21 protein-coding genes are annotated in these 19,269 nt (G+C 66.1%); 15 read left to right on the forward strand and 6 right to left on the reverse strand.

The window, feature by feature from the left end:
• Window positions 1–75: 75 nt before the first annotated feature.
• On the reverse strand, window positions 76–456 hold the full coding sequence (locus AC1Q5S_RS07965; RefSeq protein ID WP_303837034.1) for an Mth938-like domain-containing protein: 381 nt from the start codon (window positions 454–456) through the stop codon (window positions 76–78).
• Between the two features lie 157 nt (window positions 457–613).
• On the opposite strand from AC1Q5S_RS07965, the gene AC1Q5S_RS07970 reads away from it, so the two are divergent.
• From AC1Q5S_RS07970 to AC1Q5S_RS08000, 7 genes are all read left to right on the forward strand, one after another.
• Entirely contained in the window at window positions 614–1,843 is a 1,230-nt protein-coding gene (locus AC1Q5S_RS07970) for a pyridoxal phosphate-dependent aminotransferase (protein WP_303837036.1), read from the forward strand.
• A 69-nt stretch (window positions 1,844–1,912) separates the two neighbouring features.
• Window positions 1,913–3,274, forward strand: coding sequence for a homoserine dehydrogenase (locus AC1Q5S_RS07975; protein ID WP_303837037.1), 1,362 nt, complete (start codon window positions 1,913–1,915; stop codon window positions 3,272–3,274).
• Window positions 3,275–3,287: 13 nt separating this feature from the next.
• A complete protein-coding gene (gene thrC / locus AC1Q5S_RS07980; RefSeq protein WP_303837039.1) occupies window positions 3,288–4,718 on the forward strand; it encodes a threonine synthase in 1,431 nt (476 codons plus the stop codon).
• Between the two features lie 110 nt (window positions 4,719–4,828).
• The gene (gene mobB, locus AC1Q5S_RS07985; RefSeq protein ID WP_492238598.1) at window positions 4,829–5,398 is read left to right on the forward strand and encodes a molybdopterin-guanine dinucleotide biosynthesis protein B; all 570 of its coding nucleotides are present in this window, start codon (window positions 4,829–4,831) and stop codon (window positions 5,396–5,398) included.
• Window positions 5,395–6,609, forward strand: coding sequence for a molybdopterin molybdotransferase MoeA (locus AC1Q5S_RS07990; RefSeq protein WP_422204975.1), 1,215 nt, complete (start codon window positions 5,395–5,397; stop codon window positions 6,607–6,609). The genes mobB and AC1Q5S_RS07990 overlap by 4 nt, the downstream gene beginning before the upstream one ends.
• Window positions 6,610–6,688: 79 nt before the next feature.
• Window positions 6,689–6,943 (forward strand): molybdopterin converting factor subunit 1, encoded by a 255-nt coding sequence (moaD, locus tag AC1Q5S_RS07995; RefSeq protein WP_303837044.1) that lies wholly within the window; start codon window positions 6,689–6,691, stop codon window positions 6,941–6,943.
• 265 nt (window positions 6,944–7,208) lie between these two features.
• The gene (locus tag AC1Q5S_RS08000; protein ID WP_303837045.1) at window positions 7,209–7,535 is read left to right on the forward strand and encodes a c-type cytochrome; all 327 of its coding nucleotides are present in this window, start codon (window positions 7,209–7,211) and stop codon (window positions 7,533–7,535) included.
• A 51-nt stretch (window positions 7,536–7,586) separates the two neighbouring features.
• Here the strand turns inward: AC1Q5S_RS08000 and AC1Q5S_RS08005 are convergent, their stop codons facing one another.
• A complete protein-coding gene (locus AC1Q5S_RS08005; protein WP_492238599.1) occupies window positions 7,587–7,922 on the reverse strand; it encodes a hypothetical protein in 336 nt (111 codons plus the stop codon).
• Between the two features lie 9 nt (window positions 7,923–7,931).
• Window positions 7,932–8,186: a hypothetical protein gene (locus AC1Q5S_RS08010; protein WP_303837048.1), complete on the reverse strand. Its 255-nt coding sequence runs from the start codon at window positions 8,184–8,186 to the stop codon at window positions 7,932–7,934.
• A gap of 74 nt (window positions 8,187–8,260) precedes the next feature.
• On the opposite strand from AC1Q5S_RS08010, the gene AC1Q5S_RS08015 reads away from it, so the two are divergent.
• From AC1Q5S_RS08015 to AC1Q5S_RS08035, 5 genes are all read left to right on the forward strand, one after another.
• A complete protein-coding gene (locus tag AC1Q5S_RS08015) occupies window positions 8,261–8,491 on the forward strand; it encodes a hypothetical protein (protein ID WP_303837050.1) in 231 nt (76 codons plus the stop codon).
• Between the two features lie 26 nt (window positions 8,492–8,517).
• Complete coding sequence (locus AC1Q5S_RS08020; RefSeq protein ID WP_422204969.1) at window positions 8,518–8,994, forward strand: molybdenum cofactor biosynthesis protein MoaE; 477 nt, start codon at window positions 8,518–8,520, stop codon at window positions 8,992–8,994.
• A gap of 209 nt (window positions 8,995–9,203) precedes the next feature.
• Window positions 9,204–11,810 carry an ATP-dependent chaperone ClpB gene (gene clpB / locus AC1Q5S_RS08025; RefSeq protein ID WP_492238600.1) on the forward strand — a complete coding sequence of 869 codons (2,607 nt, stop codon included), beginning with the start codon at window positions 9,204–9,206 and terminating at the stop codon, window positions 11,808–11,810.
• A gap of 40 nt (window positions 11,811–11,850) precedes the next feature.
• Window positions 11,851–12,192, forward strand: coding sequence for a hypothetical protein (locus tag AC1Q5S_RS08030; RefSeq protein WP_303836149.1), 342 nt, complete (start codon window positions 11,851–11,853; stop codon window positions 12,190–12,192).
• A gap of 66 nt (window positions 12,193–12,258) precedes the next feature.
• Complete coding sequence (locus AC1Q5S_RS08035) at window positions 12,259–13,698, forward strand: coniferyl aldehyde dehydrogenase (RefSeq protein ID WP_303836150.1); 1,440 nt, start codon at window positions 12,259–12,261, stop codon at window positions 13,696–13,698.
• On the opposite strand, the gene AC1Q5S_RS08040 is transcribed toward AC1Q5S_RS08035, so the two are convergent.
• Together AC1Q5S_RS08040 and AC1Q5S_RS08045 are read right to left on the reverse strand one after the other, a co-directional pair.
• The gene (locus AC1Q5S_RS08040; RefSeq protein WP_492238601.1) at window positions 13,670–15,520 is read right to left on the reverse strand and encodes a hybrid sensor histidine kinase/response regulator; all 1,851 of its coding nucleotides are present in this window, start codon (window positions 15,518–15,520) and stop codon (window positions 13,670–13,672) included. The two genes, AC1Q5S_RS08035 and AC1Q5S_RS08040, sit on opposite strands and share 29 nt — an antisense overlap.
• Before the next feature lie 2 nt (window positions 15,521–15,522).
• Complete coding sequence (locus AC1Q5S_RS08045; RefSeq protein WP_422204964.1) at window positions 15,523–16,158, reverse strand: response regulator; 636 nt, start codon at window positions 16,156–16,158, stop codon at window positions 15,523–15,525.
• 163 nt (window positions 16,159–16,321) lie between these two features.
• Between AC1Q5S_RS08045 and AC1Q5S_RS08050 the strand changes: the two genes are divergently transcribed.
• The 3 genes from AC1Q5S_RS08050 to AC1Q5S_RS08060 all read left to right on the forward strand — a co-directional run bounded on the left by AC1Q5S_RS08050 (window position 16,322) and on the right by AC1Q5S_RS08060 (window position 18,677).
• Window positions 16,322–16,879, forward strand: a complete 558-nt coding sequence (locus tag AC1Q5S_RS08050; protein WP_303836155.1) for a hypothetical protein — start codon at window positions 16,322–16,324, stop codon at window positions 16,877–16,879.
• 120 nt (window positions 16,880–16,999) lie between these two features.
• Complete coding sequence (locus AC1Q5S_RS08055) at window positions 17,000–17,518, forward strand: GNAT family N-acetyltransferase (protein ID WP_024814453.1); 519 nt, start codon at window positions 17,000–17,002, stop codon at window positions 17,516–17,518.
• Between the two features lie 10 nt (window positions 17,519–17,528).
• Complete coding sequence (locus AC1Q5S_RS08060) at window positions 17,529–18,677, forward strand: methyltransferase (protein ID WP_303836159.1); 1,149 nt, start codon at window positions 17,529–17,531, stop codon at window positions 18,675–18,677.
• 57 nt (window positions 18,678–18,734) lie between these two features.
• Here the strand turns inward: AC1Q5S_RS08060 and AC1Q5S_RS08065 are convergent, their stop codons facing one another.
• On the reverse strand, window positions 18,735–19,250 hold the full coding sequence (locus AC1Q5S_RS08065; protein ID WP_303836161.1) for a hypothetical protein: 516 nt from the start codon (window positions 19,248–19,250) through the stop codon (window positions 18,735–18,737).
• Between the last annotated feature and the right edge of the window lie 19 nt (window positions 19,251–19,269).

Raw genomic sequence — 19,269 nt, forward strand, 5'->3', positions numbered from 1 at the left:
CTCAACCACCTTGCTGCGGCCATCATCGCTCTGCGCAAGATTGAGCTACCAGTCAATGTTATTTACGGATAAATACTAAGACCCTGGCGCTTCCAGAATGAGCGCTGCCACCACGTTCCGGCCTTCGCTGGCAAGAATGTTGTAGGTACGGCAGGCAGCGGGGGTGTCCATGGTTTCAAGGCCCAGTCGCCGGGCCATCAGCGGTTGCAGCCAGGCGGGTGGCGGAAAGCGGTTGCGTGCGCCGCTGCCAAAGACGATCAGTTCCGCCTCCAGGGTGGCCAGCTGGGCGAAATGCTCGGGTGTCAGGTCTTCAAAGCGGGTGCATGGCCAAGCCATGCGCAGGCCGCCCGAGCCCAGGATGATGCTGGTGGTGATCTTTTCCGTATCCACACCGATCCAGCCGGGGCCATAGGCGCGGATGGTCTGCGCGGTGGAAGGTTCGGGTTGGAATTTCATGCGTGGACGGGGTGGGTGGGCGCGGGCCGCGGGTTGGGGCTTTGCGGGGGCGCCGTGGCCTCGGGGTCGCCGGCGATCTGTGGTCAAATTATAGGTTTCGCCAAAGCGCCCGGGGCGCTGGCAGGTCTCTGACCCCATCGCATTCCAACGTCAGCCCATGAAAACCGTCCACAAATCCGCCAAGCTCGCCAACGTCTGCTACGACATCCGGGGGCCCATCATGGACGCGGCCCGGCAGATGGAGGAGGACGGCCACAAGATCATCAAGCTCAACATCGGCAACCTGGCCGTGTTCGGCTTCGATGCCCCCGAGGAAATCCAGCAGGACATGATCCGCAATCTGCCCAATTCTGCGGGTTACTCGGACAGCAAGGGCATCTTTGCGGCGCGCAAGGCCGTGATGCACGAGACACAAAAGCAGGGCATCAAGGGCGTCACGCTGGACGATATCTATCTGGGCAACGGCGCCAGCGAACTCATCGTGATGGCCACCAATGCGTTGCTCGACACCGGCGACGAACTGTTGCTGCCCTCGCCCGACTACCCGCTGTGGACGGCCGCGGCCAGTCTGTCGGGCGGCACGCCCGTGCATTACCTGTGCGATGAAGCCAACGGCTGGATGCCCGACCTCGATGACATCCGCGCCAAGGTCACGCCCCGCACCAAGGGCATTGTGGTCATCAACCCCAACAATCCCACAGGCGCGCTGTATTCCGACGCGCTGCTCAAGGGCATTGTGGCCATCGCCCGCGAGCATGGCCTGGTGATCTTTGCCGACGAGGTGTACGACAAGGTGCTGTACGACGGCGCCAAGCACACGGCCTTGGGATCGCTGAGCGAAGATGTCCTCACGCTCACCTTCAACTCGCTGTCCAAAAGTTATCGCTCGTGCGGTTACCGTGCTGGCTGGCTGGTGGTGTCGGGCGACAAGAAGCCCGCCCGTGATTACATCGAGGGCCTGAACATGCTCTCGAACATGCGCCTGTGTGCCAACGTGCCCGGCCAGTGGGCCGTGCAGACAGCACTGGGCGGCTACCAGAGCATCAACGAGCTGGTGGGCGAGGGCGGGCGCCTGCGCAAGCAGCGCGACCTGGCCTACCAGCTCATCACCGCCATTCCGGGGGTCACCTGCGTGAAGCCACAGGCTGCCCTGTACATGTTTCCGCGCCTCGATCCGGAGATTTATCCGATCAAGGACGACCAACAGTTCTTCCTGGAATTGCTGCAGGAAACCAAGGTCATGCTGGTGCAGGGCACGGGCTTCAACTGGGCCTGGCCCGACCATTTCCGCATCGTGTTTTTGCCGCACGAGGACGACCTGCGCGAGGCCATTGGCCGCGTGGCGCGCTTCCTGGAGCAGTACCGCAAGCGGTCTGGCACCAACTGATACTCTTTTTTGATAGCTGCTTGCGCTGATAGGTAAAGCGCTGCAATCTTTTTGACTGGTAAATTTTCCATGAAACCGATCCAAGTAGGCCTGCTGGGCATTGGCACCGTCGGCAGCGGCGTCTTCAACGTGCTGCAGCGCAACCAGGAAGAAATCCGCCGCCGCGCCGGCCGGGGCATCGAGATCGCCATGGTGGCCGACCTCGACGTGGAGCGCGCCAGAAAAGTGGTGGGCGAGGGCGTGCAGGTGGTGAACGATGCGCGCGCCGTCATTGCCAGCCCCGACATCGACATCGTCATCGAGCTGATCGGTGGCTACGGTGTGGCCAAGGCGCTGGTGCTCGAAGCGATTGCCGCCGGCAAGCACGTGGTCACCGCCAACAAGGCCTTGCTGGCCGTGCATGGCACCGAGATCTTCGCCGCCGCGTCGGCCAAGGGCGTGATGGTGGCCTTTGAAGCCGCCGTGGCCGGGGGCATCCCCATCATCAAGGCGCTGCGCGAGGGGCTCACGGCCAACCGCATCCAGTGGCTGGCCGGCATCATCAACGGCACCACCAACTTCATCCTGAGCGAGATGCGCGACAAGGGCCTGGACTTTGCCGTGGTGCTGAAAGAAGCGCAGCGCCTGGGCTACGCCGAGGCCGACCCCACCTTCGACATCGAAGGCGTGGACGCCGCGCACAAGGCCACCATCATGAGTGCCATTGCCTTTGGCATCCCGGTGCAGTTCGACAAGGCCTATGTCGAAGGCATCACCCAGCTCAGCGCCACCGACATCAGATATGCCGAGCAGCTGGGCTACCGCATCAAGCTGCTGGGCATCACCAAGCGCGTGGAAAGAACCGACGCAGCCGGCAAAGCCGTCGGGGGCATCGAGCTGCGCGTGCACCCCAGCCTGGTGCCCGCCAAGCGCCTGATTGCCAACGTCGAGGGTGCCATGAACGCCGTGGTGGTGCAGGGCGACGCCGTGGGCGCCACGCTGTACTACGGCAAGGGTGCGGGCTCCGAACCCACGGCCAGCGCCGTGATTGCCGACTTGGTGGACATCACCCGCCTGCACACCGTGGACCCGCTCAACCGCGTGCCGCACCTGGCTTTCCAGCCCCACACCCTCGACCAGGCCATGAATGAGCTGCCCGTGCTGCCCATGAGTGAAGTGGTCACCAGCTACTACCTGCGCCTGCGCGTGGCCGACCAGGCCGGCGTGCTGGCCAAGGTCACCGGCATCCTGGCTGGCGCCGGCATCAGCATCGACGCCGTGCTGCAGCGCGAGGCCGACGAGGTGGGTGGCGAGGGCTCCACCCAAACCGACCTCATCATCCTCACGCACGACACCCGCGAAGGCACCATGAACGATGCCATCGCCCAGATGCAGCAGCTCCCCACGGTGCTGGCCCCCATCACGCGCATCCGCAAGGAAGAGCTGAATTAAGAGCGAGATTGCCATGCTGTACCTGTCCACGCGCGGCCACCCCGACCGCAAGCATTTCTGCGACATCCTGCTGGAAGGCCTGGCGCCCGATGGCGGGCTGTACCTGCCCGCGCACTATCCGCAGATCGACGACGCCGCCCTCACGCGCCTGCGCAAGGCGTACCACGAGCAGGGCTACGCCGAGCTGGCGTTCCAGATCCTGTCGCTGTACATCGACGACATTCCCGCCGCCGACCTGAAAGCCCTGTGCGCCAAGACGTACACCGCCGCAGTCTTTGGCACGGGCGAGATCGTGCCCCTGCGCCACCTCGAAGACGGCCTGTGGCTCGAAGCCCTGTCCAATGGCCCCACGCTGGCCTTCAAGGACATGGCCATGCAGTTGCTGGGCAACCTGTTCGAATATGAACTCAAGCGCCGCGGCGAAGAGCTCAACATCCTGGGCGCTACCAGCGGCGACACCGGCAGCGCGGCCGAATACGCCATGCGCGGCAAAGAGGGTGTGCGCGTCTTCATGACCAGTCCGCACGGCCGCATGAGCGCGTTCCAGCAGGCGCAGATGTTCAGCCTGCAGGACGAGAACATCCACAACATCGCCATCGAAGGCGTGTTCGACGACTGCCAGGACATCGTCAAGGCGGTCAGCAATGACCTCGACTTCAAGCGCCAGTACAAGATCGGCACGGTCAACTCCATCAACTGGGCGCGCCTCTTGGCGCAGGTGGTGTACTACTTCGCGGGCTATATCCAGGCCACGGAAACGAACGACCAGAAGGTCAGCTTCACCGTGCCCAGCGGCAACTTTGGCAACATCTGCGCCGGCCATGTGGCGCGCTGCATGGGCCTGCCGATTGCCAGGCTGGTGGTGGCCACCAACGAAAACGATGTGCTCGACGAGTTCTTTCGCACCGGCGTGTACCGTGTGCGCGGCAGTGCCGACACGCACGAAACATCGAGCCCCTCGATGGACATCAGCAAGGCCAGCAACTTCGAGCGTTTCATTTTTGACCTGCTGGGGCGCAACGGCCAGCGCACCAAGGCCTTGTTCAGCGCTGCCTTGCAGACCTATGGCCGGTTCGATCTGAGCGCCGACCCGCTGTTTGCCGATGCCGCTGCCAAATACGGCTTTGAAAGCGGCAAGAGCACGCACGCCGACCGCCTGACCACGATCAAGGACACCTACCACCGCTTTGGCGTGACCATCGATACCCACACCGCCGATGGCGTGAAGGTGGCACGCGAGCACCGGGGCGACCCGGCGGTGCCGATGATCGTGCTGGAGACAGCGCTGCCCATCAAGTTTGCCGAAACCATCCAGGAAGCCCTGGGCCATGCGCCCGAGCGGCCCGCCAAATTTGCCGGCATCGAGGCATTGCCCAAGCGTGTTCAGGTCATGCCGGCGGATGTGGAACGGGTCAAGGCCTACATCGAGCGGCATTGCCAGTGATCCCCGTCGGAAATGCGGTGCATCAGGATTTTTGAGTAAAAAATGCCCCTGGCAATTTTCTGATAAGCGCTGGCAGCTATAAATAGCATAGCTATTCACAGGAGCATGGGATGAAGGTTGTAGGCTTTGCCGGTTTCTCTGGCAGCGGCAAGACCACGCTGGTCGAGCAGTTGATCCCCGAGCTGCGCCTGCGGGGGCTGCGTGTGTCGGTGGTCAAACATGCCCACCACAGTTTCGACATCGACCACCCTGGCAAGGACACTTACCGCCACCGCGAAGCCGGGGCCTTCGAAGTGGTGGCCGCCTCCGACAAACGCCTGATGCTGGTGCGCGAGTTCGAGCAGCCCGCCACGCTCAGCGTGCACCACCTGCTGGCCGAGCTGTACCAGGGCGTGGACTGGGTGCTGGTGGAGGGCTTCAAGGACAGCGATCTGCTCAAGATCGAAGTCTGGCGCGCACCCGAGCCCGGACGCGCGGCCAAGCCCGTGCGTTACCCCGACGACGACTTTGTGGTCGCCGTTGCCACCGATGCCCCGCACAGACTGCCCGTGCCCACGCAACGGCCCGTACTCGACCTCAACGCGCCCGATCAGGTGGTGGACTGGCTGCTGCAGCATGCCGACCGCTTTGACTACCAGTGGAGCCTGCACGGAGATTTGTTGCCATGCGCCCCCCAATGAAACCCCTGAAACCGCTGGACGAGGCGCTGGACGAGCTGCTGGGCCATGCCGCGCTGCTGGCAGGCACCGATACCGTCACCACCTTTGATGCCGACGGCCGCGTGCTGGCGCAGGACTGCGCCTCGGTGCTGCAGGTGCCTCCCAACGACAACAGCGCCATGGACGGCTATGCCGTGCGCTGCGCCGATGTGGCGGCGGTGGGGCTTGCGCTGCCCGTGTCGCAGCGCATTGCCGCCGGCAGCGCGGGCGAGCCGCTGCAGCCCGGCACCGCTGCGCGCATCTTCACCGGTGCGCCCGTGCCCGCAGGCGCCGACGCCATCCTGATGCAGGAAGACTGCGAGGCGCTTGCCGACAGCGTGCGCATCAACGCCGTGCCCCGGCCCGGTCAGTGGATTCGCCGCGCGGGCGAAGACATCACGCGCGGTGCCGTGGTGCTGCGGGCCGGCACCCGCCTCACGCCAGCCGAGCTGGGCCTGGCCGCCAGCATCGGCCTGGCGCAACTGCAGGTGGCCCGCCGCCCGCGCGTGGCGCTGTTCTCCACCGGCGATGAACTGGTCATGCCCGGCGCCGTGCCGCCCGAGCAGATGCGCCCCGGCGCCATCTACAACAGCAACCGGTTCTTTCTGCGCGCCATGCTGCTGCGCCTGGGCTGCGAGGTGAGCGATTTCGGCATCGTGCCCGACCGGCGCGACGCCACCATCGACGCCCTCAAGTCCGCCAGCGCCGCGCACGACCTGATCCTGACCAGCGGCGGGGTGAGCGTGGGCGAGGAAGACCACATCAAGCCTGCCGTCGAATCGCTGGGCACGCTCGATCTGTGGCAGATCGCCATGAAACCCGGCAAGCCGTTCGCCTATGGCCGTGTGGGTGTCGCGCACTTTATGGGCCTGCCCGGCAACCCGGTGTCGAGCTTTCTGACCTTTGCGCTGCTGGTGCGGCCGTTTGTGCTGCGGCTGCAGGGCGTGCAGGATGTTGCGCCTCAATCCATGGCTGCCCGCGCTGATTTTGCCTGGTCCAAGGCCGATAAACGCCGCGAATTCCTGCGCGTGCGGCACAACGCCACGGGCGGGTTGGACCTGTTCGACAACCAGAGCTCGGGCGTGCTCACCTCGGCCGCCTGGGGCGATGGTGTGGTGGACAATCCCGCCGGCCAGACAATTGCACCGGGCGATACGGTGCGGTTCATCGCGTTTTCGGAGTTGCTGTCATGAACATGTGCCCCCACGCTTCCCACTTCGCGTGGTCGCTGCCCCCCGAGGGGGCCGCTTTTCATCTTGGGGCGGCCCAGCGATGAAAAAGATCACAGTGCGCTATTTCGCCTCCATCCGCGAGGCCATCGGTGCGGGGCAAGAGCCGGTGCAAACCACTGCCACCACGTTGGGCGCGTTGCGCGACGAACTCATTGCCCGTGGTGGTGCCCATGCCACCAGCCTTGCACGTGGCCGTGCGGTGCGCATGGCGCTCAACCAGACCTTGAGCGAAGAGTCGGCGGTTCTGGTCGATGGCGCCGAGGTGGCGTTTTTCCCACCCGTGACGGGGGGGTAGCTGGGGGCGCCGGATTCGCCAGGCCGGCTGTGTTTCGGCACTGTGCCGCCGTTGAATGGTGTGGGAGGTATCCGGGTGCACCACGGCCTGGAGTCTGATAGGTGCTGCCGCGCTGCAGCCACCCCGAAAGCCGGCCTGCGTCTCTTTCCGTGTTGTTTTGACGTATGTCAATACTGCGATGGCATTTGGTGGCGGGTCAATTGACGTGCGATTGCGTCAGGAATATCTTGCATGCGGCATGTCGCCAAACCGCAAGGGGAAATTCATGAAGACGCTCCACTTCCTCGTCGTCGCTGGTTTGCTGGGTATGGGCTTTTCTGCGTGGGCCAACCCCCAGCTCGCTGACGAAAAACAATGCATGCAGTGCCACTCGATCACCAAGGATGGCGCGGGCCCTGCATTCCAGAAGATTGCGGTTCGGTGGAAAGGTGATCGGCGTGCCGAGAAAACCTTGGTGGCCACCATTCGGAAGGGCAGTGACGGCGGGAGCGGTCGGCATTGGGGCATCGCCAAGATGCCCGATGCTTCCGAGCGGCCCTTGGTCAGTGAGGATGAGGCCAAACAGCTCGTCAAATGGATTCTGTCGCTCTGATCGCTGCGCGCAGCAACCTGGGGTGCCGGGATGGCGTGGCAGGGCCACCCGTCAGTCACTCACCGTTGCATCCTTCGCTGGGGCCAGTTCGGGGCACTGCCACGCCAGCAATTCGGCCAGCCGGGTGACGATCCAGGTGGCTTCGGGCGCTGACACACCCGATTCCGCCGTGCACAGCCCCGCATGGATGCGCCGCAGAATCTCGGCCTCGGAGGGCGCCTGTACGTGGTACAGCGTCTGGGCGTGTTCCACCAGGTGGCCCGCCAGGTCTTCGCACAGCTCGTAGCGGCTGCGCACTTCATCGGCCTTTTCGGTGAGGCGCCCGCGGGCGTCGGTGTACACCGCCAGGAAGGAGGGCGGCACGTGGATCTGGTTGTGGTCGTCCATGGGCACGGTTCAGTCGGGGGTGAACAGCCGCTCGAATCTGGCCTGGTCGGCCGCCAGCGCGAACGTGACCAGTTGCCCCATCTTCATGTCCGACAGGCGGCAGGCGGCAAACAGCGTGGTCTTTCCGGTCAGTTCCATGGCAGCCAGGTCGATGATGGCGTAGGGGTGGGGCACGAAGACCTGGTGCCCGAACACATCGCGGACCGTGTTGCGCGGGGACGGGTAGAGCTTGTACAGATCGGTCTGAATCGTTTGGGTGGCCATGGTAATCAGGTGCAGGGGGTTGCAGTGCGAGTACAGTGCGGGCGAATCGTACAGACAAACCTGTTTCACAATCTATGGCACGCAATAAAAGTGAATGGCCCGCCAAGGTGCTGGCGCTGGTGCGGGGCGGCAACCTGCCCGCCGCCATCGCGCAGATCAAGGTGGCACCCACCGTGGCTGATGTCACGCGCCTGCAAACCCTGCTGGCCCAATTGCCGTCCTCGCCCGCGCTTGCGCAACTGAACAAGGTGGTGGAGGAAGAGCGCGCATTGCTGGCCGCACCCCGGCTGCACCGCTCGCCGTGAATCTGTCGCATGAAAGTCGTTTTGCCATGAACTTGCCCCGCGTGTCCATTCAGTCCGAGGACTTCGACCTGTCCTGTGAAATCGCCGCCCTGCGCCGGGAGAACAAGGGCGTGGGTGCGGTATGCAGTTTCATTGGCACGGTGCGCGACAGGAACGAGGGGGAACCGGTGTCGTCCATGGAGCTGGAGCATTACCCCGGCATGACCGAGAAATCCATCGAAGCCATGGTGGACGAGGCCTTGCGGCGTTTCGACATCCTGGGAGCTCGCGTGATCCACCGCGTCGGGCTGCTTCAGCCGCTCGACCAGATCGTGCTGGTGGCCGTGACCAGCGCGCACCGGGGCCAGAGTTTTCAGGCCTGCGAGTTCCTGATGGACTACCTCAAGACCCAGGCACCGTTTTGGAAGAAGGAAGAAACGCCGCAGGGCGCACGCTGGGTGGATGCGCGCGTGAGCGACGACGCCGCCCTGGCACGCTGGGGCATCACGGCGAGCAATGCCTGAAACCCTGGGCGTTGTTCGACATTGAGAATTTGGATGAAATTGGCCTTTGATGTAGATTGGTAAATCGCTGGCAGCTATCAAAAAAGTAGTTTTCAGGGGCGATGGCTTCTGAATGGTGCATTGACACAGCGCAACCGGCAGGCAGGGCACTGCCTTGAAATCAGGCAGTCGCTGCCCCAAGTGCTCTGCAATTCGGAGGACATTGACCCATGCGTCTCGACAAATTCACCACCAAGTTCCAGGAAGCCCTGAGCGATGCCCAGAGCATTGCGCTGGGCCACGACCACGCCTACATCGAGCCCGTGCACATGCTCGTGGCCATGCTCCAGCAGGACGACGGCCCCAAGGCGCTGCTGCAGCGGGCGGGCACCAATGTGCCCGGCCTGCTGGCAGCGGCCGAAGCGGCCGTCAAGCGCCTGCCCCAGGTGCAGGGCCAGGACCAGGTGCAGGTCGGGCCCGAGCTGGGCCGCGTGCTGCAGGCCACCGAGAAGGAGGCCATCAAGCGCGGCGACCAGTTCATCGCCAGCGAGCTGTTTTTGCTGGCCGTGATCGACAGCAAGGGCGAGGCCGCGCGCATCGCCAAGGAAAACGGCCTCACGCGCAAGAGCCTGGAGGCCGCCATTGATGCCGTGCGCGGTGGCCAGAAGATGGACAGCGCCGAGGCCGAGGGCCAGCGCGAGGCGTTGAAGAAATACTGCATCGACCTGACCGAGCGCGCCCGCATCGGCAAGCTCGATCCGGTGATCGGCCGCGACGACGAGATCCGCCGCGCCATCCAGGTGCTGCAGCGGCGCACCAAGAACAACCCGGTGCTGATCGGCGAGCCCGGCGTGGGCAAGACGGCCATCGTGGAAGGCCTGGCGCAGCGCATCGTGGCCGGGGAGGTGCCCGAATCGCTCAAGGGCAAGCGCGTGCTGTCGCTCGACATGGCGGCGCTGCTGGCCGGTGCCAAGTACCGTGGCGAATTTGAAGAGCGCCTGAAGACCGTGCTGAACGAGCTGGCCAAGGACGAGGGCCAGACCATCGTCTTCATCGACGAGTTGCACACCATGGTGGGTGCGGGCAAGGCCGAGGGCGCGATGGACGCCGGCAATATGCTCAAGCCGGCGCTCGCGCGTGGCGAGCTGCACTGCGTGGGCGCCACCACGCTCGACGAATACCGCAAGTACATCGAGAAAGACGCTGCGCTGGAACGGCGCTTCCAGAAAATCCTGGTGGGTGAGCCCACGGTGGAGGCCACCATTGCCATCCTGCGCGGCCTGCAGGAAAAGTACGAGGTGCACCATGGTGTGGAGATCACCGACCCGGCCATCGTGGCCGCGGCCGAGCTCTCGCACCGCTACATCACCGACCGCTTCCTGCCCGACAAGGCGATCGACCTGATCGACGAGGCCGCCAGCAAGATCAAGATCGAGCTCGACTCCAAGCCCGAGGTCATGGACAAGCTGGACCGGCGCCTGATCCAGCTGCAGATCGAGCGCGAAGCCGTCAAGCGTGAAAAGGACGAGGCCTCGCAAAAGCGCTTTGAGCTGATCGAGGAAGAAATCGCCTCCCTGCAAAAGGAGATCGCCGATCTCGACGAAATCTGGCAATCCGAAAAGGCCCAGGCCCAGGGCAGCCAGCAGGTGCGCGAGCAGGTCGAGCAGGTCAAGCTGCAGATCGAAGAATGGAAGCGCAAGGGCGACTTCAACAAGGTGGCCGAGCTGCAATACGGCAAGCTGCCCGATCTGGAGAAGCAGCTCAAGGAAGCCCAGGCCAAGGAAGAAGGCAAGGACGGCGCGGCCCAGGCCAACCGTTTGCTGCGCACCCAGGTGGGCGCCGAGGAAATTGCCGAGGTGGTGAGCCGTGCCACGGGTATCCCCGTGGCCAAGATGATGCAGGGCGAAAAAGACAAGCTGCTGCAGATGGAAACCAAGCTGCACGAGCGCGTGGTGGGCCAGCAGGAGGCGATTGCCGCCGTGGCCAACGCCATCCGCCGCTCGCGCTCGGGCCTGAGCGATCCGAACCGCCCCACGGGCTCGTTCCTGTTTCTCGGCCCCACGGGCGTGGGCAAGACCGAGCTGTGCAAGGCGCTGGCGGGCTTCCTGTTCGACAGCGAGGAGCACCTGATCCGTATCGACATGAGCGAGTTCATGGAAAAGCACTCCGTGGCCCGCCTGATTGGCGCGCCCCCGGGCTATGTGGGCTACGAGGAGGGTGGCTACCTCACCGAGGCCGTGCGCCGCAAGCCCTACAGCGTGCTGCTGCTCGACGAGGTGGAAAAGGCCCATCCCGACGTGTTCAACGTGCTGCTGCAGGTGCTCGACGACGGCCGCCTGACCGACGGCCAGGGCCGTACCGTGGACTTCAAGAACACGGTGATCGTGATGACGAGCAACATCGGCTCGCACCTGATCCAGGCCATGGTGGGGCAGGACTCGGACGACATCAAGGAGGCGGTTTGGGGAGAACTCAAGAACCATTTCCGGCCCGAGTTCTTGAACCGCATCGACGAAACCGTGGTGTTCCATGCGCTTGATGCGCAGCACATTGCATCGATCGCCAAGATCCAGCTGCAGTTGCTGCAAACCCGGCTGGCGAAGATGGACCTGGAGTTGCAGGTGTCCGATGCCGCCTTGGCGGAACTGGCCAAGGTGGGGTTCGACCCGGTGTTTGGTGCGCGGCCGCTCAAGCGGGCGATCCAGCAGCGCATCGAGAACCCGCTGTCCAAACTGCTGCTGGAAGGGCGCTTCCCGCCCAAGAGCGTGATTCCGGTCGATGTCGATCCGGTGCGGGAGCCTGGTGTCTTTCACTTCGGCGCATTCGTGTCGGTGTGACGGATTGATGCAAAGAATGGCAGGCGCCTGAGGAGGTTGTTTGAATGATTTCTTGGCGGGCCTGACCCGCTGGCTCATCCGGGCCGTGGTGGTGGTGGCCGGGCTGGTGATGTTTCTGAGCCTGCTGGCCGCTGTGCTGGTGCTCGCACTGGCGTGGGGGCTGCGGGCGGTCTGGGCGCGCCTGACCGGCCGGCCCGTCATGCCCTGGACCATGCGGGTGGACCCGCGCACGGGCTGGCGCACGGTGTACCGCTCCACCGAGCGCTGGTCCGCCGCGCGCACCGCGCCCGCTGCCGATACGCCGTCGCGCCGCGCGGGCGTGCTGCCGGGCGCCGACGAGGTGGTGGACGTGGAGCCGCGCGAACCGCGCGACTTGCGATAAGGCCGAAGGCCGATCAGCACAGGTTCTTACGTTTCAGGCGTTGGACCGTCTTCTATGATGGCTGCCATGACACCTGACGACATCCGCGCCCAATTCAATCTGCAACACCAGGCCAGCCGCGAGCACATTGACGTGCCCCTGCTGGTCCGCCGCGAGCGGCTCTTGCGCGTGCAGAAGATGCTCGACGAGCACGGCCCCGTGCTGGTCGCCGCCGTGCAGGCCGACTTCGGCATGCGCTCGCCGCGTTTGACCGAGGTGGCCGATTTTTTCGTGCTGCGCACCTTGCTGTCGCACACCTTGCGTTACCTGGCGCGCTGGATGAAACCCCAGAAGGTGCGCACCCCCCTCTTTTTGCAGCCCGCGCGGGGCTGGATCGCGCGCCAGCCCCTGGGCGTGGTGGGCGTGATCTCTCCCTGGAACTACCCCGTGCAACTGGCGCTGGCGCCCGCCATCACGGCGCTGGCGGCGGGCAACCGCGTCATGCTCAAGCCCAGCGAACTCACGCCCCACACCTCGGCCCAGCTGGCCCTGCTGGTGGCGCAGTTCTTCGCGGCGGACGAGTTTTGCGTGGTACAGGGCGATGCGGCCACGGCGCAACTGGTGGCCTCGCTGCCGTTTGATCACCTGGTGTTCACCGGCTCCACCGCGGTGGGGCGCAAGGTGGCGCAGGCGGCAGCGCAGAACCTGACGCCCACCTCGCTGGAGCTGGGGGGCAAGTCGCCGTGCATCGTGGACGCCGATTGCGACATGCAGGACGCCGCGCTCAAGATTGCCCACGGCAAGCTGCTCAATGCGGGCCAGACCTGCATTGCCCCCGATTACGTACTGCTGCCCCGCGGGCGCGAGGCCGAGTTTTTGCAGGCCTACCAGGCCGCGGTGGCGCGCCTGTTTCCCAGCATCGAGGGCAACCCCGATTACGCCTCCATCATCACGCCGCGCTACTATGCGCGGCTGCGCACCCTGTTGCAGCAGGCCCAGACGCAGGGCGCAGAGGTGCACACCATCGATCCCACCGCAGGCAAGCCTGTGGCCGCCACCGTGGGCACACTGGGCGACGGGGCCAGTCGCCAGATGGCTCCCTCGCTGGTGTTTGGTGCCACGTCGGGCATGGGCCTGATGCAGGAGGAGATTTTTGGCCCCATCCTGCCCGTGATCTCGTACGACCGGCTGGACGATGCCATCACCCACATCAATGCGGGGCCCCGCCCACTGGCGCTGTACTGGTTTGGCCGCAGTGAAGCGGTGCAGCGCGATGTGCTGCGCCGCACCGTGAGTGGCGGTGTCACGGTGAACGACACGCTCATGCACTTTGCCCACGACAACCTGCCCTTTGGCGGCGTGGGCGACAGCGGTTGGGGTGCCTACCACGGCGAGCAGGGTTTCCTGCGCTTTTGCCACCAGAAGTCGGTGCTGGTGCAGTCCCGCTGGGCCATGGGTTCGCTGCTCTATCCGCCGTACGGCCCGCGGTTCGACCGCATCATGGGGCTGTTGCGCCGCTGGCTGTAAGCGCCGCTGTCAATGTGCCTCGGGTGGCGGGGCGCTCCTGGCCCTGGGCCAGCAGCTGCACCATGGCCTCGCGCAGCTGGCCGGTGGACACGGGCTTGTGCAATAGCAGCGCCGAGGTGCTTTGCGCATCGCGCAGGCGCTGGGGCGAGGTGTCGCCCGTCATGATGATGGCCGGCACCGTGGTGCCCAGGCGGGTGCGCAGGGCCTGCAGTACCTGCTTGCCGGTTTCTTCGTGGCGCAGCCGGAAGTCCGTGATGATGAGATCCGGCCGGTGTTCACCCAGGCGCGCGAGCGCTTCAGCGCCCGATCCGGCCACGGTGCAGCGGCAACCCCAGTTTTGCAGCAGTGTCTGCATGCCCAGAAGCACCGCTTCGTCGTCGTCGATGGCCAGCACATGCAGGCCCTCCAGGCTGTGGTCGTCGGGGGGTGGCGCGGCTTCATCTTCCAGTGCGCCGTCCCACGCATCCAGCCAGAGGCGAAACACCGAGCCCCGGCCCGGCTGCGAGTGCAGCTCGACCGTGGTGCCCATCTCGCGCACCAGCCGGTGCACGATGGCCAGGCCCAGACCCAGGCCCTTGCGCCGGTCGCGTTCCGGGTTGTCGAGCTGGAGGAACTCCTGAAAAATGTCATCCCACTGGTGCTGGGGAATGCCGACCCCGGTGTCCCACACCTCCAGGGCCACGCGCTGGCCGCGCCGGCGGCAGGCAATCAGCACGCCGCCCCGGGCGGTGTAGCGCAGCGCATTGGAGATGAAGTTGCGCATCACCAGGCCGACCAGCGCGCGGTCGGCGTGGACGGCCGCCGAAGTCTCGCGCGTGCGGTACACGAGGCGCGCGTTGTCGGCCTGCACGCCAAACTCCTGCTCCAGGGCCGTGAGCAGGGGCTGCACGGCAAATGCCGCCGGACGCACCTTGACCACCCCCGCTTCCAGCCGTGAGTAGTCGAGCAAGGTGGTGAGCATTTCTACCGCGGCGCTGGATGCGGCATGGGCATGGTCCAGTACCGTCTGCTGGTGCTCGTTCAGGGGGCTGCGCTGCAGGCTCTCCAGAAACAGGCCCATGGCATGCAGGGGCTGGCGCAGGTCGTGGCTGGCCGCCGCCAGGAAGCGGGATTTGTCGCGGTCGGCCTTTTCGGCCGTCTTCTGGGCCACCAGGGCGCGCTGGGATTCGGCGCGCAACTCGCCCACCAGGCGCGCGTTTTCCAGCTTCAGGGCAATGCTGCGGCGCGTGGCCGTGTCGGTGGTGCTGGCCTGCATGCAGGTCAGGCCGTAGTACCCCAGCGTGAGAGCCAGCGCCGGCCACAGCACCGGCCCGCCCGCCATGGCAATGGCCAGCAGCACGCCGCCGATGGCGCAGCTCAGGTAGGTGAGGTAGGCGCGGTACAGTGGCGCCCCCAGTCCCAGGGCGCCGGATGACACCGTGCTGATGATGCCAATCGCATAGATCACGCTGTCGGCGTTGCCCCATTGCATCACCACCAGGCCCAGGCTGCCCCAGCTCAGCCCCATGCAGGCCATGCAGGCCATGAGCTTGTAGGCCGACGGGCGGGCCGGTGCGTGGGTCGGGTCCATGCTGCGCAGCGCGAGATAGACCCCCGTCACCACCAGCAGGTGCGAGACCAGCCAGGCGGCCAGCGCCTGTGCGTCGACCCTGCTGCCCATCACCCACAGGGTGCCCAGTGCCGTGGCCAGCGAGGCCAGCAGGGTCATGGGAAAGTTCTGCCGCAGCAAGGCGACCTGCTCGCGCAGGACGTCATCGCACTCCCAGCGCAGGGACGGCCAGGGCCAGCGCAACGCGATGCCCAGCGCTTCAGCCGGCGTCATGCTCAGACGGCGTCATGCCGTGGCGGCAGCGACAGGCCCAGCCGCTGCGCTGTCAGCAAGGCTGCGCTGCGGCTGTTGACGCCCAGCTGCGCAAAGATGGCGGCCACATGCACGCGCACCGTGTTCTCGCTCAGCCCCAGGTCGCGCGCAATCACCTTGTTGGGCTTGCCGGTGCACAGCAGCGAGAGCACATCGAGCTGGCGTGCCGTCAGCGAGGGCGCGGCCGGGGCACGGGTGGTGGCGGCGTTGCCGCGGTGGGGGGGGAAGCAGGGCGCGCCCGACAGGGCGCAGGTGATCGCCTCCAGAATGTCCTCGCCGCTGGCCGACTTGGGCAGGAAGCCGTCGGCGCCGCGCATGCGGGCCTCGTACACGGCGTCGGGTGCCACGCTGGCGGATACCAGCACGATGCGCGCCCGGGGGCAGGCCTGGCGCAACAGGCGCAGGCCGTCCAGGCCGCTCATGCCGGGCATCTGGATATCCAGCAGCACCAGGTCCGCGTCGTCCAGCTGCAGCGCGCAGGCCTCGGCCACCGTGCCGGCCTCGGAAATGCAGGTCACCGCGGGGTGGTCCTGCACGATCAGGCGCAGCCCGGTGCGAAACAGGGTGTGGTCGTCAACAAGCAGCAGGCTGGCGGGCATGTGGCGAGTATTGCGCACAACGCCCGGGCGTGCGCCTAGTCCATTTGTGCGATGGACGCACCGGCGTGCGCTTTCTAGACTGTGTCCCAGGCGTTGTGAGGGTTCGCCGCTGGGCCGCAACGTGCCACCGATCCTGTCTTGGTTGTCCAAAAAGAGGTTCATCATGAGTGCCAGTGCTTTGCATTTTGCCGCCGGAGCTTCCGCAGCCCGCCCACACATGGCCCATCCGCGCACCGTGGCAACGGTTGCGGGTGCTGGCGTGGGGGGCAACACCGTAGCCCAGCTGGTCCAGGAAAACTGCCCCCATCTGCTGCCATCGGTCGGCGTGGTCATGGAATACCTGGATACGCAGGCGGGCACCTGGCAGTTTTCGCTGGATGACGGGCAGACCTGGCGCGCCATTCGCACCGACCTCATCAACCGGCCCGGCCACATGGGCCTGGCGCTCGATCACGGCGCGCGTTTGCGCGTGGTGCCCCTGGGCACCAGCCGCGAGGGCGCGCGCATGGTGTTCCATGCCGTGCAGCGCAGCCATGGCCCCGGCAACGGCAGTTATCGCCCCTACGCGCCGGACGAGCGCGAGGACGCCTCGCACAGCGTGACGCTGGTGCTGCGCCTGGGCGCCATCAACGGGGTGCCGCCGGCCGTGAAGGTGCCGCGTCCGCGCAACAAGCGGGCCCTGGCGCAGGGTGCGCGTGCGGCTGCGCTGACGCTCGCCTGAGGGTGGGTGCAGGGGCCGTGCAGGCCCCCGGATTAACCGACGGTGCAGGGTGAAAAAGCGTTTCGGCGACAATGCCGGTCCTTTTTGTTTTTCCACTCCCTGTTTTCGTTCGGTTTTTCCATGTCCAGTATCCAGGTTCGTCCCGCCACGCTTCGCGATGCCAAAGCCATTGCACAGATCCATACCGTATCCGCCCAAGAGGCTTACAAAGGTCTGGTGCCAGACGAGCAGTTGAAATCCATGTCGGTCGAAAAGCGCCAAGCCTACTGGCGCGAGGCCATCGAGTATTGCGAGCCCCAGGTGCAGGTCGCCATCGATGGTGAAAAGATCGTCGGTTTTGTCGGCTATGACCGCTCGCGCGATGAAAAATCCCGCCCCACCACCGGTGAAATCTGGGCCATCTACGCGGCGCCCACCCATTGGAACCAGGGCGTAGGCCTGGCCTTGTGGGACGCCGCCCGCGATGGCCTGCACGAAGAAGGCTGCACCAACGTGACCGCGTGGGTGCCCCTGCGCAACGAACGCGCCATCCGCTTCCATGAAATGGCCGGCTTCAAGCGCGAACTCTCCACCGCCAAGACGGCCGTGGTGGGCGGCGTGAAGATCGAGGAAGTGCGCCTCAAGCGCCCCATCAACTAAGGCCTTCTGCATGATCTCCTGGAGCGACTCGGGCCAAGCCCACGAAGCCCGCTGGCGCTCCGAAAGCGGGGCGGCCGCGCCGCGCCGCGTGGTGGTGGCCGATGACACACTGCCTGCCGACACGGCCTATCGGCTCGCCTGTGAAGGCACCGGCCTGCTGTGGCAGGGCGACTTCCAGAATGCCCGCCTGCTGCTGCAGGCCCTCATGCGGCGGGTGGACCGCAAGCCGCCCAAGGCGGCGGCCAAGGCCGCCCAGAAGATAGCGGCGGCCACGGCGGCCGAGGTGTTTCACCTGCACCGCCAGGCGCAGGCCCAGCGCGCACGCGTGCTGTCGGCCTTGCTGATCCCGCTGGAGGGCGATTACGGCATTGCGCTGCGCCGTGCGCCCGACCTGCGCCAGCCTTGCACCGAAGCCTGGGGCCCCGCCACAGGCGAGCGCTCGGTGGCCTCGCTGCGCGAGCTGCTGGGCCTGGTGGGAGCGCACGAGTGGCGCAAGAAGGGCGTGGAGGTGCCCGCGCTGGGCGCCGCGCCGAACAACCGCATCCATCCGCATTACGGGGTGTTTTCGCCCGTGCGCGGCGAATATGTGGACCTGGTGGCCGCGGCGGCCCTGCCGTCGAAGGCGCTGGCCTTTGACATCGGCGTGGGCACGGGCGTGCTGTCGGCCCTGCTGGTGCGCCGCGGCGTGCAGCGCGTGGTGGCCACCGAGAACGCGCCGCGCGCGCTGGCCTGTGCCCGCGACAACCTGCAGCGCCTGGGCGTGCTGCCGCAGGTCGAGCTGCAGCCGGTGGACCTGTTCCCCGCCGGGCGCGCACCGCTGGTGGTGTGCAATCCGCCGTGGGTGCCAGCACGCCCCAGCTCGCCCATTGAACATGCCGTGTACGACGAGGGCAGCCGCATGCTGCGGGGCTTTCTGGCGGGGCTGGCCGATCACCTGGAGCCTGGCGGCGAGGGCTGGCTGATTCTGTCGGACCTGGCCGAGCACCTGGGCTTGCGCTCGCGCGAACAGCTGCTGGGCTGGATCGCCGCGGCCGGCCTGCAGGTGCTGGGCCGCGCGGACATGCGCCCGCGCCACGCCAAGGCGACCGACGCGGGCGATGCCCTGCACGCGGCCCGCGCGGCGGAAGTCACCTCCCTGTGGCGCCTGGCGGCGGCCTGAATCGCGCCTGTCCCCCGTCCATGTGAGAGAGACGGTGCATCGGTTTGCGCTGCCTGCTCAGTCGCTCATGGCGGCCGACAGCGCGCGTTCTGGCGGCTGTAGCTGCTCCAGGCGTTCGCGGATGCCCTCGGCGCGCTCCGGCCCGGCCACCTTGGCCACCTCGGCAATCAGGGCTTCGCCCACTTCCAGCATGCTCTGGCGGTCGCGCGCTGCGCGCAGGGCCGCGTGGTAGGCGCGGGCCAGATCGGGGTCGCGGCGGGCAAACAGGCGCTCGGACAGATCGAACAGGTACATGCGCGTGCCCGCCAGGGAGCGCAGGGCTTCGGTCGGTTCGGAGGGCGCTGGTGGCGCGGGGGCGGCAGTGCCTGTGGCGTCGGTGGTGGCCAGATCGGTGAGGTAGCCCTCGCGCAGCAGGTGCTCCACCATCTGCGCGCCGATTCCGTTGTACATGGCCTGCAGTTCGGCCAGGGGCCTGCCGTCCGCCAGCAACAGCAGCGAGCGTTCACGCAGGCTCAGGGTGCGAACGCCGGGCGAGAGTTCACGGCGGGCTTTTTCGGTTCGTTGGAGCAACATGGGTGCGCGGATCACGGAA

The organism is Acidovorax sp. GW835-FHT14B10 (genome assembly GCF_058793725.1).

Excerpts from the sequence above, each read along its gene's own strand:
- AC1Q5S_RS07965 (WP_303837034.1), bottom strand. The coding sequence starts at position 456 with ATGAAATTCCAACCCGAACCTTCCACCGCGCAGACCATCCGCGCCTAT.
- AC1Q5S_RS07970 (WP_303837036.1), top strand. The coding sequence starts at position 614 with ATGAAAACCGTCCACAAATCCGCCAAGCTCGCCAACGTCTGCTACGAC.
- AC1Q5S_RS07975 (WP_303837037.1), top strand. The coding sequence starts at position 1,913 with ATGAAACCGATCCAAGTAGGCCTGCTGGGCATTGGCACCGTCGGCAGC.
- thrC (WP_303837039.1), top strand. The coding sequence starts at position 3,288 with ATGCTGTACCTGTCCACGCGCGGCCACCCCGACCGCAAGCATTTCTGC.
- mobB (WP_492238598.1), top strand. The coding sequence starts at position 4,829 with ATGAAGGTTGTAGGCTTTGCCGGTTTCTCTGGCAGCGGCAAGACCACG.
- AC1Q5S_RS07990 (WP_422204975.1), top strand. The coding sequence starts at position 5,395 with ATGAAACCCCTGAAACCGCTGGACGAGGCGCTGGACGAGCTGCTGGGC.
- moaD (WP_303837044.1), top strand. The coding sequence starts at position 6,689 with ATGAAAAAGATCACAGTGCGCTATTTCGCCTCCATCCGCGAGGCCATC.
- AC1Q5S_RS08000 (WP_303837045.1), top strand. The coding sequence starts at position 7,209 with ATGAAGACGCTCCACTTCCTCGTCGTCGCTGGTTTGCTGGGTATGGGC.
- AC1Q5S_RS08005 (WP_492238599.1), bottom strand. The coding sequence starts at position 7,922 with ATGGACGACCACAACCAGATCCACGTGCCGCCCTCCTTCCTGGCGGTG.
- AC1Q5S_RS08010 (WP_303837048.1), bottom strand. The coding sequence starts at position 8,186 with ATGGCCACCCAAACGATTCAGACCGATCTGTACAAGCTCTACCCGTCC.
- AC1Q5S_RS08015 (WP_303837050.1), top strand. The coding sequence starts at position 8,261 with ATGGCACGCAATAAAAGTGAATGGCCCGCCAAGGTGCTGGCGCTGGTG.
- AC1Q5S_RS08020 (WP_422204969.1), top strand. The coding sequence starts at position 8,518 with ATGAACTTGCCCCGCGTGTCCATTCAGTCCGAGGACTTCGACCTGTCC.
- clpB (WP_492238600.1), top strand. The coding sequence starts at position 9,204 with ATGCGTCTCGACAAATTCACCACCAAGTTCCAGGAAGCCCTGAGCGAT.
- AC1Q5S_RS08035 (WP_303836150.1), top strand. The coding sequence starts at position 12,259 with ATGACACCTGACGACATCCGCGCCCAATTCAATCTGCAACACCAGGCC.
- AC1Q5S_RS08040 (WP_492238601.1), bottom strand. The coding sequence starts at position 15,520 with ATGACGCCGGCTGAAGCGCTGGGCATCGCGTTGCGCTGGCCCTGGCCG.
- AC1Q5S_RS08045 (WP_422204964.1), bottom strand. The coding sequence starts at position 16,158 with ATGCCCGCCAGCCTGCTGCTTGTTGACGACCACACCCTGTTTCGCACC.
- AC1Q5S_RS08050 (WP_303836155.1), top strand. The coding sequence starts at position 16,322 with ATGAGTGCCAGTGCTTTGCATTTTGCCGCCGGAGCTTCCGCAGCCCGC.
- AC1Q5S_RS08055 (WP_024814453.1), top strand. The coding sequence starts at position 17,000 with ATGTCCAGTATCCAGGTTCGTCCCGCCACGCTTCGCGATGCCAAAGCC.
- AC1Q5S_RS08060 (WP_303836159.1), top strand. The coding sequence starts at position 17,529 with ATGATCTCCTGGAGCGACTCGGGCCAAGCCCACGAAGCCCGCTGGCGC.
- AC1Q5S_RS08065 (WP_303836161.1), bottom strand. The coding sequence starts at position 19,250 with ATGTTGCTCCAACGAACCGAAAAAGCCCGCCGTGAACTCTCGCCCGGC.